Raw genomic sequence first — 13,247 nt, 5'->3', positions numbered from 1 at the left:
CTGACAGTGGGAACGCTGAACAAGTTGGAGCAGCGCTTCGAAGCCTGGGTGAACGGCGCCTTCGCCAAAGCCTTCAAGTCTGCCGTCCAGCCCTTGGAGTTCGTCGGCGCGCTCCGGCGTGAGTGTGACGTCAAAGCCAGAATCTGGAGCCACGACCGCACGGTCGTACCCAACAGTTTTGTTGTCGAGCTCAACAACGACGATCACGCATTGCACAGCACGTGCCTGGTGATGCTCGGCGAGGAGCTGGTCGAGAAGGTACGCGAATACGCCGAGTCGCAGCTGTACTCCTTCGTGGGACCTCTGAAAGTGCAGTTGCAGTGCGCGGACGACTTGGAGACCGGGCGATACCGGGTGAGGAGCCGTATCGAGATCCCTCCGGCCGTCCAGCAAGCCATGGAAATCGCCGAACGCCGCGCGGTGGCGGCGCGTGAGTGGGGCGGCCATGGACACGCCATGCCCTGGAGGCAACCGCCGCAGTCCCTGATCGCGGGAAAGCAGGTCGTGACCGAAGAACAGTTCATAGAGCAAGGCCTGTCCGTGGACAGCAACGGCATGCTGGTCCGAAGAGGCCTTCGCCCGGTCGCCAAGCCGTCGCATCTTCGGATAATGCAGGATTCAGGGGCGAAAATTGCTGACGCTCCCGAGCTGCTCCCGTCCAGGCACGGATCATCGTCGACTCCCCTGAGCAGGCAGGGGGACAGCCGGCTCCCGGAGGGTCCAGCGGCAGGGGCCGACCGGCCGAAGGTAGCTGCTCTTGAGATCCGGAAATGCCCTCCTGTCGGCCAGCAGCAGGTGTCTGCGTCGGATGTCGAGGAACGCCCCGGTGGCGATGCGCCTCATCAGCCAGAAGAACACCGTAGATCGACGGCGCAAGCATCCCGTCGCCGACGCGCCGATGCGGTCCCCATGAGCTCTTCAAGATCATCGAAAGGACTGAACAGTATGACGAATGACCGTGACATCAGCATCGGCAGCCCCGCCCCTGATGAGAGGGAGGATAGGCCGGACGCCTCCGGAGGCGACAGGGCATCGGATCGGATTGCCGCAACCGAGCCCCGGATCTCCGCCTCGAGGGAAACCGTGCCGTTTGTGCGGTCGACCGACGAACGACACGGTGAATTCGGACCACAAGCCTCAGTCGACGCGTCCGCGGCCAACGACCCGGGAGGAGCTCCTTTGTCACGCCCGTACGCCAGGACGGCGCAGCGGTCACGGTTCGCCGATGGCCCGCCGGTCAACGGCCGGGCGGCTGCCGGCTACGCCCCTGTGCCGCTCGATCTCTCAGGGCATGGCAGCACATTGGGGCAGAGCTCGTCGGTCGAACTTTCATCCGACCGTCTCCTTCGCAACAAGGCCGGCATCCGAGGCGGTCTCAAGAAGCTGCGCATCGGTGGAAGGAGTGCCGAACGGGTACGCCAGCAGAAACTGGCGGTACTCCGCACCCCGGTGATGGACTGCTACAAGATCGCCGTCATCAGCCTGAAGGGCGGAGTCGGCAAGACCACCACCACCACCGCCCTGGGCGCGATGCTGGCCACCGAGCGCCAGGACCGCGTCGTCGCCATCGACGCCAACCCGGACGCCGGCACACTCAGTCGCCGGGTGCGCCGGGAGACCAACGCGACCATCCGTGACTTGGTGGCCGATCTCCCGAACCTGCCCAACTACATGGCGGTACGCCGCTACACGTCCCAGTCGCCGAGCGGCCTGGAGGTCCTCGCCAACGATGTGGACCCCGCCCTCTCCACAGCGTTCAACGACGGGGACTATCGCAAGGTTGTCGAGTGCCTCGGGCAGCACTACCCGATCATCCTCACGGATTCGGGTACCGGCCTCCTCCACAGCGCCATGGGCGGCGTCCTGGATCTCGCTGATCAGCTGATCGTCGTGGCCACGTCCAGCGTGGACGGCGCTGCCAGCGCGAGTACCACCCTGGACTGGCTCAATGCCCAGGGTTACGCGGACTTGGTCCAGCGGAGCATCACCGTGGTGTCCGAGGCGCGCAAGACCAGCAAGCTCGTCAAGCTGAACGATGTGGTGGCCCACTTCCGTGCTCGTTGCCGCGGTGTGGTGGTGATCCCCTTCGACGAGCACCTCTCTGCGGGAGCGGAGGTCGACCTGGCCAAGATGAAGGCGCAGACCCGGGAGGCGTACTTCAACCTGGCGACGCTCGTGGCCGCAGACTTCCACCGCACCCAGCCCGGCCCCGTAGGCTGGCCCGCCCCCCTGCACTCGGGGTACAACTCGGCCAGCGTCTTCTCCGCTCCTGTCTGGGGCTGAGCCCTGCCGTCCGACCTGGGTACGAGGCTTGCGACGGCCCTGTTGAGCCGCCGAAGACCTGCTTCCATCCGAGGCGAATGCCAGGGCATGACGGTGCTCGGGGACGGCGCATACGTCAACACCGAACTCGTCGTCCCCCACCGTGAACGGGCCACTGCCCAGGTCCTGGAACGTCGGCCCGACCGCCTGAGACGGGGTGGGGCGCTGCCGCACCAAGGCCCAGCGAACCTCCCCGCCGCGATGCTGACCCTTTACTGATTCCTCGCGGGCTCAAGCGCGCCTGACCTGCGGATACGGTAAAACCCAATGAGATGCGGACGGGGGGACGCAGTTGTGCCAACCGGGTCAATTCCTCGGCGGTCGGCAGGTGCACGTGTGGGCACCTGTGGGCAGGTCTGATCAAACACTTGCTGACCCTTGAGAAGGCGGGGGCCGACCACGTTCTGCCCTCCTGTTCCAGGAGCCGCGGGCCGCGGTCGGTGCCCTCGCCCAACGGCATAAGGTACGTACCTGTCGGTCCCACACTGTGGCAGCACTGGAGCAGTTCGGGAGCGGCCAAGCACGGCGCTCCCGCAGCACTTGAACGCCGCCCTCCGGAGGTGACGCAGGCGCCCCGGGCAGCGCTCGGCCCGATCGGGTGTGACACCTGTGCCGATGGCCGGGGGTCACGGGGCCGCGCGATGGGGAACTCCCGCATGTAGCCGTCGCCCCCGAACAAGTTGCAGGCAGCGGTCGCTTCCCTGGCACGGCGTGTCGGCGAGCCACCACTTGGCCATGGAGGCGGGGGCGGTGTCCAGCTCGCCCTTGAGATGGCGTTCGATGGCGCTGCCGATGAAGACCCGTGCGGCGTGGACGAGGGTGGCGCACTCGGCCAGCTCGAACCGCACGTCGAACAGGGGACCGCCGAAGGCGCGCCGTTCCTTGGCGTACGAGACGGCTTCCGCCAAGGCCCGCTCCATCTCGGCGACGGCCACCACGCCGAGCAGCAGCCGCTCCTGGGCCAGCTGCTCATCAGCATCGCGAAGCCTCCTCCTTCCTTCCCGAGGAGGTGGATGGCCGGGATGTGTACGTGGTCGAAGAACAGCTCGCCGGTGTCCTGCGCGTGCATGCCGAGCTTCTTGAGGGTCCGGCCGCGCTGGAAGTTTTCGGCGTCGGCGGTCTCCAGGACGAGCAGGGAAATCCCGTGCGCGCCTGCGGCCGAATCGGTCTTGGCGGCGACGATCAGATCGGCGGTACCGCCGTTTCCCGCAGTCTCGGCCTGCATACCAGCGAGGCGCTGCGCACGACCATCGACATTTCCTGGCAGATCGGGCGCGGTCGACGGGCGAGGGGCGGCCCCGGTCCAGTCCCGCAGCCGACGCCAGGCCGTTACGCCGGAGCAGCCCACCGTCTCCGACGGGACATCACGCCAGGCGACACCGGTCCGCAGCACAAACAGGACGCCGCCAAGTGCTGGTTCGGTTGGGAACGCGCAGTCGTCCGGGATGACGGCGGCGCCGTTCGGGAGCAGGCGGCAGCAGCGGGGCCACCCGCTCCCACAGGTCGTCAGGAACAAGATCAGCACGCATCCGGACCCCATGCCGACCAAGATCGACGATCATAAGACCAGCGGCTCACCTCATCTTGAAACGATCAGTAAGCGCGGCGTACATCGGCAGCCTTTCCGAACCGGCAGATGCCCAGGCGATGGAGTGGATGACCCTGACCATGTGCCACCAGGGCCGGAAAGAGCGCAGACTGAGGAATGGATGGAGTGGGCCACGGGACATGTGGCACGTGTCCACCCGATCTCCCACCGCTGCGGCTTCCCGACATCACCGAGCCGCGCGCCGATGGTCTCAGGGAGAGGCCCGTGGAAGCCGGCTCGAGTGTAGAGCTGCCCCTTGCTGACGGTGCTGCCGGCTCGGTAGCCGTGGCCTGTGTGGTCGCCGGCTCCGGGTTGGAGGTCTGGCTCTGCAGGTTTGTCAGCTGGCGGGTCGTAGCGGCAATCCTGGTCAAGGCATTGTGAGCCTGCGTGGTGGGCTTAGGCGACACGCGACGTACCGCTGACCCCTCCTCGCTTCCCGCGATCACGCTGACATGATGTTCCAGCCGGACAGCTCATATCGGACGTCCAACCCCGCTTCGCCAGCGCCGAGTTGTGAGACGTGCACTCGCCGCCTGAGGCTCAAACGGAGGAGACAACATGTCCACACCCCCCGGTTCCACCGAAGGGCTAGAGCTCCCCGCCGAGCGGGCGCGCCGCGGCGGGACCTACCTCGGTGCGCTCCTCGCGGCCATGCTCGCCCTGGTGATCGTCGAAGGACTCATGGTATTTGTGTCCGCCGCGCTGATCGAGGGCGAGGGCATGAGGGCCGTGGGCTGGCCGGGCGTCGGCGGATATGTGGGACTGCCGGTGATAGCAGCAGTGGTGAGCTTGCCGCCGCTGCTCGCGCTTGCGTGGCGACATCCGGCCCTGCGTATCGATTCAACGGGCATCAGCAAGGTGGGGACCCGCCGCGCGGAGACCGTGCGCTGGGTTGATATCGACAAGGTCCGGTTCAACAGCAGGCGGAGCTACCTGCTGCTGGTGCTGAAGGCAGGCGCGCTCCCGGAGCAGCCGAACGCCTCAGGCGGGCCGAGAGCGGTGGTGATCTATTCGCTCGGCAACTCCCTCTGGCGCCGACGGCGGCCGGGTCAAGCTGACTTGATCGTTGACGCGGTCGAGCGGTTCGCCCCGGGAAAGTACACCGTCTAGCCCTGGGACCTGGTCCAGGGGGTGCGAAAAGAGCGGGTGCTTCGGCGTAGAGGAGCGGGGAAAAGGACGGCGCAAGAGAAGGAGGACTCAGGAGGCGGACGGGTCGATCTCCCCCGCGAAGACGATGACCTGGTCGATGAGGCTCCGCCGCAGATGGACGACGTCCGTTCCCGCCAGACGGGGGCCTCCATCCGGCGTGGTGAAGACCCACTGGTACCGGGCCCACTCGTCAGGCATGTCCACCGCCGAGCAGCGCACCATCGTGCCGGTCCCCGCCGGGTGGCGCCGGATGTCCAGCACGAACCGCTCGACCGCCTCGATCCCTTCGCTGCGGCCCAACGGCCCCCAGAAGACCACGTCCGAGGTCAGGGCCTGGGAGAGGAGCGCAGTCACATAGCTGTCGTCCGAGGCATTGAACGCGGAGACGAACGTGTCGATTGCGGACCGCGCGGTTTCTTCCTGCATGCACCAGTAATACCAGGTGTTTCGCGGAACGCGCTCTTCCCGTAAGCCGTCTTCCGATCACGGTGAACCATCCCGGTCACAGCACCAGCGGTCCCGCTCGCTACGTCCGCGAGCAGCACCGCGGCCTCGCCACGCGGCCCGCGTGCTTCTCGATGCCGGGCCCCGCACTCTCGACCACCTCGGGTGAACTGGTGGGTGTGGTCTTCAAGGTGGCGAGGGACCACGGAGGAGTGTCGCGTTCAAGCCGCCCGAGTGGGGCCCGGCTTGGCCGTACCGCCCGTCCTGGTCGCACCGGAGTCGAGGTCCCCCCTCGTACCCGGAGCATGCACGTCACGTCCCGTCAGTATCTGGAGGACCAGAGCGCTCACGCACAGAAGTGCGCTCAGCCCCCAGATCGTCAGATACGCGGAGAGTGCCGGGATCTCCGTGCCCTCGACGACGAGGGAGCCGAGGACTACCGCCGAGCCCGCGCCCGCAACGCTGCCGCCCAAAGTCTTGAGGTTGTTGTAGACGGCGGTCGCACTCGCTGTGCGGTCCGTGGCGCTGCGTTCCACGATCAGGGTGGGCAGGCCGCCCAGGGCCAGGCCCATGCCGAAGCCGGCGACGGCGGATGCCAGGGCGAACAGCGGCAGAGATGTGTGCGTGGCGATCAGCCCCACGTTCCCTGCCGCCATCAGCGCGAAGGAGAGCAGCAGCACACGGCGGTAGCCGGTGCGGGCCGCCACCCGGGCGACGAGGCTCGCCCCGGCGAAGGCCAGCACATGCGGCACCGCGCCCCATGCGCTGATCTCCCAGGTCGTGAGCCCGAACCCGTACCCCTCATCGGCCGTGGACGCGGCCAGATACGAGATACCGACGGCCTGCCCACCCAGCATCACGGCGCCGAAGAGGAAGCCGGAGACGTAGTAGGGCGCGGACTGGCGGCGGGCCACCGCCCGGACGTCGACGAGGGCGTGCGGCCGGTCCCGTTCGAGCCGGACCCACCAGGTGAGCAGGGCCAGGGAGAGCGCGAGACCCCCCAGGGTGAGCGGCGAGGTCCAGCCCCAGGCCGCGCCGCGCGCCGTCGTGCCGAGGAACAGCAGCAGCGAGAGGCCGAGCAACAGCGCCCCCGTCCAGTCCATGCGGCCCGGCGCACGGGTCCGTGATTCCGGGATCGCGCTGTACGACAGGGCCAGGCAGGCGCACGCGAGCGCGGCGAGGACCGAGAGTGTGGCCCGGACGCCACCGGTGAGTGCGAGCAGGGGGCCCACCAGAGCGTGGCCGAGGAGCGAGCCGAGGGTGAGCGCGCCGACGAGAAGCCCCACGGCCCGTCGTCCGCCCTCAAGATCGAGCCGGTCTCGTACGAGGCCGATCTCCAGCGGCAGCAGCGCCGCCAGCGGACCCATCAAGGCACGGCCCACCAGCAGCACCGTCAGATTCGGCGCGAGGGCCACCAGGACGGTGCCCGCCGCGACGCAGACCAGCGCGACCCGGGTCAGCCGACGGTGCCCGTACAGATCTCCGAGCCGTCCGAACACGGGCACCGCGACTGCGGCCGCGAGGAACTGCACCGCCATGTACCACTGCGCCTGGGAGGCGCTGATGGACTGCCAGTCCTGAACGGCCGGTACCAGCGCCGGGCCCGAGCCCTGGAGGAAGCCGCTGACCAGCTCGAAGACGACGAGCAGGCCGACTACAGCGGTCACCCGGGGCCCCGCCGACTCCTCCGTTTCGCGGTGGGCCGTCATGCCGACGCCCCTGCGGCGAGCCGCTGCTCCGCGAGCTCGCTGAGCAGCGCCGCCTGGCGATGGAGCACCCTGTCGTCGAAGACCGCCCGGGGGGAGTGGTTCTGGGGCGCTTTCTCCACGTCCACGCCTGCGGGCGCGGCGCCGACCAGCAGCATCGCGCCGGGCACCTTGTTCAGTACGAGGGAGAAGTCCTCCGAACCGCTGGCCGGCTGCGGCGCCTCCCACACCTCTCCCGGGCCGAACAGCTCGCGCGCCGTGTCCAGCGCGAACGCCGTTGCGGCCGGCTCATTGACGGTGACCGGGTAGAGCATCTCGTACTCCACCTCCACGTCCAGACCGTGCGCGGCCGCGATCCCGCGCACCAGGCGCGGCAGCCCCGCAGCCAGCCGCTCGTGGTTGGCCTCCGAGTAACTGCGTACGGTTGCCTCGAACTCGGCCGTGTCCGGTATGACGTTCTGCTGCGTGCCGGCGTGCAGCCGCCCGACGGTGACCACCACCGGGTCGAATATGTCGAAGGTGCGCGTCACCCAGTTCTGCAGCGCGGTCACCATCTCGCAGACGGCCGGCACGGGGTCCTTGGCGTGGTGCGGAGCCGAACCGTGCCCGCCCTCTCCGCGAACCGTCACCCGCAGGACGTCGGAGGCCGTCATGACCGTGCCGGGCCGGGACGCGATCCAGCCGCCGGGCAGCCGATTGGCCGAGACATGCAGGGCGTAGGCCGCGTCGAGCGGCTTGCCCGCCGCGCCCAGGACACCCTCGTCGATCATCGCCCCGGCGCCGTTGTGCCCTTCCTCGCCCGGTTGGAACATGAACACCACGTCGCCCTGGAGGCTCTCCTGGCGGTCCGCGAGCAGCGTCGCCGCGCCGACGAGCCCGGCGGTGTGCAGGTCGTGCCCGCACCCGTGCATCCGGCCCGGCATCTCGGAGGCGTATTCCACCGCCGTCAGTTCGTCCACCGGCAGTGCGTCCATGTCACCCCGCAGCAGCACCGCCCCGCCGGGACGGCCGCCGCGCAGCACGGCGGTGACCGAGGTCAGCTCCCGGCCCAGCGTGATCTCCAAAGGGAGCCCATCAAGCGCGGCGAGGACCTTCTCCTGTGTACGCGGCAGCCGGAGGCCGAGCTCCGGCTCGCGGTGCAGCGAGCGGCGGAGCCGCACGAGATCGGGCTGGAGTTCCCTGGCGCGTTCCAGTGCGGACATGCTGCGTCAACCTCCTGATACGGTTCCGGCCATCGGTGGGGCAAGACTGAAGTCCTGGACCGTCCGGCCGATCCGAATCGCAGGAAACGCGCAAGAGGCATCGAATGACGCAGCATTCCGGGCACGAGCCCGTACGGAATTCCGCGCGGGGGCCGGTCCGGACGCTCGACGACGTCGACCAGGCCCTGGTGCACGCGCTGCAGATCGCCCCACGCGCCGGCTGGAACGAGATCGGCGCCGTACTCGGGCTCGACGCCGTCACCGTGGCCCGCCGCTGGCACCGGCTCACCGAAGCAGGCGCCGCCTGGATCAGCTGCTCCCCCTCCCCCGCCCTCGCCGCGAGCGGACAGGGACTGCTCGCGGTCGTCGAGGTGGACTGCTCCAGCGGGAGCCTGCTGACCGTCGCCCGGGCCCTCGCCGAGCTTCCCCACGTCACCGCCGTCGAACACGTCAGCGGAAACCGCGGCCTCCTCCTCACACTGATGGCCACGGACCTCGCCGCGCTCACCCGATGGGTGACTCGCGGCATCGGCGCGATGCAGGGCATCGTCGCCACCCGAACCCACCTCGCGAGCACCGTCTACACCGAGGGCAGCCGCTGGCGGCTGCGCGCCCTCGACCGCACCCAGATCGCCCGCCTCGCCGGAACCGGCACTCCCCGCACCGACATCCCCGTCTTCCCCCTCACCGACCTGGACCACGCCCTCGTCGGAGCCCTGTCCATGAACGGCCGCGCCACCTTCCGCGCCCTCGCCGACACCTGCGGAGCGAGCCCGGACACCATCCGTCGCCGACTCGGCCGGCTCTTCGCCGCCGGCATGCTCCAGCCCCGTTGCGAGGTCGCCCGCCCCTTGTCGGACTGGCCGGTCACGGTGATCCTCTGGGGGAGGGCTGCCGCAGCGGAGTTGGAGAGCGTCTCCCGCGCCGTCACCGGCGCCCGCGAGGTACGGCTGTGCGCCGGTCTCACCGGCAGGGACAACGTCCTCGTCGTGGCCTGGGTGAAGTCCCTCGCCGACGCCCAGCGCTTCGAGGTACGACTCGCCCAGCGCGCCCCCGGCCTTGACATCACGGACCGGGCCGTGGCCCTCTGGCCGCTCAAGCTCAGCGGCCATCTGCTCGACGAACGCGGCTATCGCATCGGTGGCGTCCCCCTGGACGTCCGCGCGGCCGGCGCCACCCAGAATTCGGAAGACACTCCCTAAGAGGGTGTTTCGTCCTGTTGTTTCATCCCTGATTGCGTGGTTGCGGGTGATTCAGGCGCCGCGCCATGTTGGGGTGGATTCGGCGGTGAGTCTGCGGGTCATGAGGTTGATCATTGCAAGGTGGATCATGGCTTCGGACCGGTGTGCGTGTGCTTCGTAGTCGCGGGCCAGGCGTCGGTGATTCATGAGCCATCCCAGGGTCCGCTCGACGGTCCAGCGGCGGGGCAGGACGGTAAATCCCCTGGTGGTGGGGGTGCGGCGGACGATGTCCATGTCGATGCCGAGGGTGGCGGCGTGCTCGACGAGGTGCTGGCGGTAGCCGCCGTCGACCCAGGTTTTGCGGATGGTGGGATGCTCTGCGGCGATCTGTTCGATGAGGGTTCGGCCGGCGGTCGAGTCCTGCACGCTGGCCGCGGTGACCAGTACGCCGAGGAGGAGTCCGACGGTGTCGATGACGATGCTCCGCTTGCGGCCGACGATCTTCTTGCCCGCGTCGATGCCTTGCCGGGTGGCGGGGACGTTGGTGGAGGTCTTGATGCTCTGGGAGTCGATGACGCAGGCGGTTGGTTCGTCGTCCCGGCCTTCCTGCCTGCGGACTTGGCGTCGGAGGAGGCTGTTGAGCTGGTCGAATACGCCTTCTTCCTGCCAGCGGGCGAAGTAGGCGTAGACGGTGTTCCAGTGGGGGTAGTCGTGCGGCAGATAGCGCCAGGGGATCCCGGTGCGGTTCACGTAGAGGACCGCGTCCAGCAGGCTTCGCAGGTCGTGATTCGGCGGCCTGCCGATGTCCAGCCCGCGACCTCGGCGCTCTGCCCGCCATGCGGTCAGAACTGGCTCGACCAGTTCCCATCGGGCATCGGAGAGGTCACTTGGATAGCGACGGCGCTCAGTCATGATTCTGGAGTACCGGCCGGCCGCGGATCCGGCCCAGGCGCATGCATCAGGCGCGCGAAGCGAACGGTGCACGACGGCGCGTCCTGGGATGAAACAGGAGGAGTGCGGGCGAGACCACGGCATCAGCACCCCACCAGCACCACCGGGACCTTGAGAAGCATCCATCTCATTCAAACCGAGTCGCATAGCACCTGAAACCGCATCAAGAGAGGCGTAAACACCCTCTAAGAGGTCGTTTTCACCTGGACCGCCCGCCTATCAGCCGATTCTCGGAGTGTTGGGGTGTGGTGCAGGCGGGGCTGTGGTGGCGGGCGATGCCTGCGGGCGGGGTGGAGTTGCAGATGGTGCGGAAGGCTACGTGCTCCTGTCTCATCCCAGGATCTCCGGTCTTCGCGGTCGCGTGCTTCTGTCGTCATCGTTGTGCGCCTGGGCGCATTCGTCCGGCGCGGTACGCCGGAAGCATGCCGAAGCGACGTTCATATCCGAGTGATCTGTCCGATGCCCGCTGGGAGTTGATCGAGCCGGTCCTTGCCGCGTGGCGCTCCGAGCGCCGTGGCAGGGCCCTGGCTTTCGGCCGACCGCCCGAGCACGACCTGCGCGACATCATGGACGCGATCTTGTACGTGGACCGCACCGGGGTCCAGTGGCGGTACCTCCCGCACGACTTCCCGCACTGGAACACCGTCTACGGCTACTTCTCCAAATGAGCCGACGAGGGCGTGGTCGCCCAGCTCAACGGCCTGCTCCGACAGCTTCTGCGAGAGAAGGAAGGCCGGGACGCCAAGCCAACGGCCTGCGTGATCGACGCCCAGAGCGTCAAGACCTCCACCAGCGCTCCCGCAACAGGCCAGGGCATCGACGCCGGCAAGAAGATCGTCGGCAGGAAGCGAAGCATCATCACCGACACACTCGGCCTTCTCCTCACCGTGCTGGTGACCGCGGCCGGCGTGCAGGACTCTGTTGCCGACACCGCGCTGCTCGACCAGGTCGCCACCGACCCCCCGGCATCCGCAAGGCGTGGGCCGACGGCGGCTACAGCCAGCACCTCGTCGAGCATGCCGCCACCCTCGGCATCGACATGGCGATCACCGCGCGCAAGCCTGGGAGCAGGGGCTTCACCCCGTTCCCGAAGCGGTGGGCGGTTGAGTGAACCTACAACTGGCTCATGCTCCCCCGCCGCCTGGCCCGCGACTACGAAACCCTGCCCACCCGCTCCGAAGCCGTGATCCACATTGCCATGACCGGCTTCATGGCCCGCCGCCTCAGCAGCGAGAACACCATCTCCTGGCGCGGCCCGAAGACGACCACAGAGCATGCCATCTCGGGATGAAACATCGGACGACAACGACCTCTCAGACGATGCGCGTTCCGACCAAGACGCGCATCGTGCCCTGCACGGAGGGCAACGGCTCGAATTTTCGCGGCACAGCTGACGGCCCGCTTCGAGAGGGCCCGTCGACAACCGCCCACAGACGAGCCCTCTCCTCACACGGCAGATCACTCAGCAGTTGAGAGAGCCGCTCAAGATCATCTTCACTTGCCATCACCGCTCGCCCGCAAGATCGACTTCCTCCCGGTGTGCCGGCGCCGCGTCCGCCACCACCGGGCGACGCCACGGGTGCGCGATCGGCGCCGACACCGCACGCCACCACGCATCCGAGGGAAGCTCCCCCGCCGGCTCGAACGGCTCACCCGGACGAGGGAACGCCACCGGCTGCCCTACCTCCTCAGCAGCATCCTTGATCCACTCCCCCGGCTCCGCCCACGCATGCGGTGCAAGGTTGAACGTGCCCCAGTGAATCGGCATCAGCGCACCATGCGGCCTGCCGCTTTGGAGGTCCAGGTGTGCGCGCAGACCCTCGGCCGGTGTCATATGGATGTCGGGCCAGTACTCCGAGTAGGCGCCGACCTGGATCATCGTCACGTCGAAGGGGCCGTGCTCGGCGCCGATGTCGCCGAAACCGGAGAAGTAGCCGGTGTCTCCGCTGTGGTAGACCCGGTGTTCCGGACCCGCGACGACCCACGACGCCCAGAGCGTGTGCTGCTGGTTGCGCAGCCCTCGGCCGCAGAAATGCCGTGCGGGGGTGGCGGTCAGGCTGATGCCCGCGATCTCCGTGGTCTCGTTCCAGTCGAGCTCGTGGATGCGGTCCAGGGGCACGCCCCACCGCTCCAGGTGGGCGCCCACACCGAGCGGCACCGCGAAGAGGGTGTCCGTCCCCGCCAGGGCCTTGATCGTGGGCAGGTCGAGGTGGTCGTAGTGGTCATGGGAGATCACCACGGCGTCGACCGGCCCGAGCGAGGCGAGCGGCAGCGGGACCGGGTGCAGCCGCTTGGGCCCGGCGAAGGCGAACGGTGAACAGCGCTCGCCCCAGACCGGGTCGAACAGCACCCTGCGGCCGTCGATCTCGGTGAGCACACTGGAGTGGCCCAGCCAGGTCACCCGCAGGCCCGTCGCCGGCGGCGCGGCAAGATCGGCCAAGGTCGTGGCATGGACCGGCACGGTGCCGAGAGGGGACCTGCGGGCCCGCTGCTCCTTATGGAAGTACACCTTGGCGAATTCGAGCATGGAGCCGGAAGGCCTGGTCCGCGCCCCCTCCGGGTTCTGGAAGACACCGTCGGCGAAATTGGGCGAGCGACGGATCCGCTCCATCCGCACCCCCGCCGGGTCCGCGCCGAAGGCGTCGGGGCGCAGCGAGCGGAGTCTGGTACGGAGCGAAGGCTGGTTGTCGGCGCCGGTCACAAC

10 protein-coding genes and 2 pseudogenes are annotated in these 13,247 nt (G+C 68.4%); 5 read left to right on the top strand and 7 right to left on the bottom strand.

Annotation, left to right across the window (positions count from 1 at the left end; translation table 11 throughout):
- Window positions 1–24: 24 nt before the first annotated feature.
- Together OG379_RS33955 and OG379_RS33950 are read left to right on the top strand one after the other, a co-directional pair.
- On the top strand, window positions 25–2,283 hold the full coding sequence (locus tag OG379_RS33955) for an FhaA domain-containing protein (protein WP_405666947.1): 2,259 nt from the start codon (window positions 25–27) through the stop codon (window positions 2,281–2,283).
- 87 nt (window positions 2,284–2,370) lie between these two features.
- A complete protein-coding gene (locus OG379_RS33950; protein ID WP_405668849.1) occupies window positions 2,371–2,541 on the top strand; it encodes a hypothetical protein in 171 nt (56 codons plus the stop codon).
- A gap of 407 nt (window positions 2,542–2,948) precedes the next feature.
- On the opposite strand, the gene OG379_RS33945 is transcribed toward OG379_RS33950, so the two are convergent.
- Entirely contained in the window at window positions 2,949–3,287 is a 339-nt protein-coding gene (locus tag OG379_RS33945; protein WP_405668744.1) for an acyl-CoA dehydrogenase family protein, read from the bottom strand.
- A gap of 317 nt (window positions 3,288–3,604) precedes the next feature.
- Window positions 3,605–3,884 (bottom strand): annotated as a pseudogene (locus OG379_RS33940) (transposase); the annotation flags it as partial.
- A gap of 584 nt (window positions 3,885–4,468) precedes the next feature.
- Between OG379_RS33940 and OG379_RS33935 the strand changes: the two are divergent.
- A complete protein-coding gene (locus OG379_RS33935; protein ID WP_405666946.1) occupies window positions 4,469–5,020 on the top strand; it encodes a PH domain-containing protein in 552 nt (183 codons plus the stop codon).
- An 87-nt stretch (window positions 5,021–5,107) separates the two neighbouring features.
- Here OG379_RS33935 and OG379_RS33930 read toward each other — a convergent pair whose 3' ends face one another.
- The 3 genes from OG379_RS33930 to OG379_RS33920 form a co-directional block, all read right to left on the bottom strand.
- Complete coding sequence (locus OG379_RS33930; RefSeq protein ID WP_362935365.1) at window positions 5,108–5,485, bottom strand: nuclear transport factor 2 family protein; 378 nt, start codon at window positions 5,483–5,485, stop codon at window positions 5,108–5,110.
- A 239-nt stretch (window positions 5,486–5,724) separates the two neighbouring features.
- Window positions 5,725–7,212: an MFS transporter gene (locus OG379_RS33925; RefSeq protein ID WP_405666945.1), complete on the bottom strand. Its 1,488-nt coding sequence runs from the start codon at window positions 7,210–7,212 to the stop codon at window positions 5,725–5,727.
- A complete protein-coding gene (locus OG379_RS33920; protein WP_405666944.1) occupies window positions 7,209–8,411 on the bottom strand; it encodes a M20 family metallopeptidase in 1,203 nt (400 codons plus the stop codon). The genes OG379_RS33925 and OG379_RS33920 overlap by 4 nt, the downstream gene beginning before the upstream one ends.
- Before the next feature lie 104 nt (window positions 8,412–8,515).
- On the opposite strand from OG379_RS33920, the gene OG379_RS33915 reads away from it, so the two are divergent.
- Window positions 8,516–9,613, top strand: coding sequence for an Lrp/AsnC family transcriptional regulator (locus tag OG379_RS33915; protein ID WP_405666943.1), 1,098 nt, complete (start codon window positions 8,516–8,518; stop codon window positions 9,611–9,613).
- A gap of 51 nt (window positions 9,614–9,664) precedes the next feature.
- On the opposite strand, the gene OG379_RS33910 is transcribed toward OG379_RS33915, so the two are convergent.
- Entirely contained in the window at window positions 9,665–10,504 is an 840-nt protein-coding gene (locus OG379_RS33910) for an IS5 family transposase (RefSeq protein ID WP_405666942.1), read from the bottom strand.
- 461 nt (window positions 10,505–10,965) lie between these two features.
- Here OG379_RS33910 and OG379_RS33905 point away from each other — a divergent pair.
- Window positions 10,966–11,834, top strand: a pseudogene (locus OG379_RS33905) (IS5 family transposase).
- A 213-nt stretch (window positions 11,835–12,047) separates the two neighbouring features.
- Here the strand turns inward: OG379_RS33905 and OG379_RS33900 are convergent.
- On the bottom strand, window positions 12,048–13,244 hold the full coding sequence (locus tag OG379_RS33900; RefSeq protein WP_405666941.1) for an MBL fold metallo-hydrolase: 1,197 nt from the start codon (window positions 13,242–13,244) through the stop codon (window positions 12,048–12,050).
- Between the last annotated feature and the right edge of the window lie 3 nt (window positions 13,245–13,247).

Origin of the sequence: Streptomyces sp. NBC_01166 (assembly GCF_045039765.1) — a bacterium.
Classification (GTDB): domain Bacteria; phylum Actinomycetota; class Actinomycetes; order Streptomycetales; family Streptomycetaceae; genus Streptomyces.
This window is presented reverse-complemented; position numbering and strand designations above follow the sequence as displayed.

Excerpts from the sequence above, each read along its gene's own strand:
- OG379_RS33950 (WP_405668849.1), top strand. The coding sequence starts at position 2,371 with ATGACGGTGCTCGGGGACGGCGCATACGTCAACACCGAACTCGTCGTC.
- OG379_RS33910 (WP_405666942.1), bottom strand. The coding sequence starts at position 10,504 with ATGACTGAGCGCCGTCGCTATCCAAGTGACCTCTCCGATGCCCGATGG.
- OG379_RS33925 (WP_405666945.1), bottom strand. The coding sequence starts at position 7,212 with ATGACGGCCCACCGCGAAACGGAGGAGTCGGCGGGGCCCCGGGTGACC.
- OG379_RS33915 (WP_405666943.1), top strand. The coding sequence starts at position 8,516 with ATGACGCAGCATTCCGGGCACGAGCCCGTACGGAATTCCGCGCGGGGG.
- OG379_RS33920 (WP_405666944.1), bottom strand. The coding sequence starts at position 8,411 with ATGTCCGCACTGGAACGCGCCAGGGAACTCCAGCCCGATCTCGTGCGG.
- OG379_RS33935 (WP_405666946.1), top strand. The coding sequence starts at position 4,469 with ATGTCCACACCCCCCGGTTCCACCGAAGGGCTAGAGCTCCCCGCCGAG.
- OG379_RS33930 (WP_362935365.1), bottom strand. The coding sequence starts at position 5,485 with ATGCAGGAAGAAACCGCGCGGTCCGCAATCGACACGTTCGTCTCCGCG.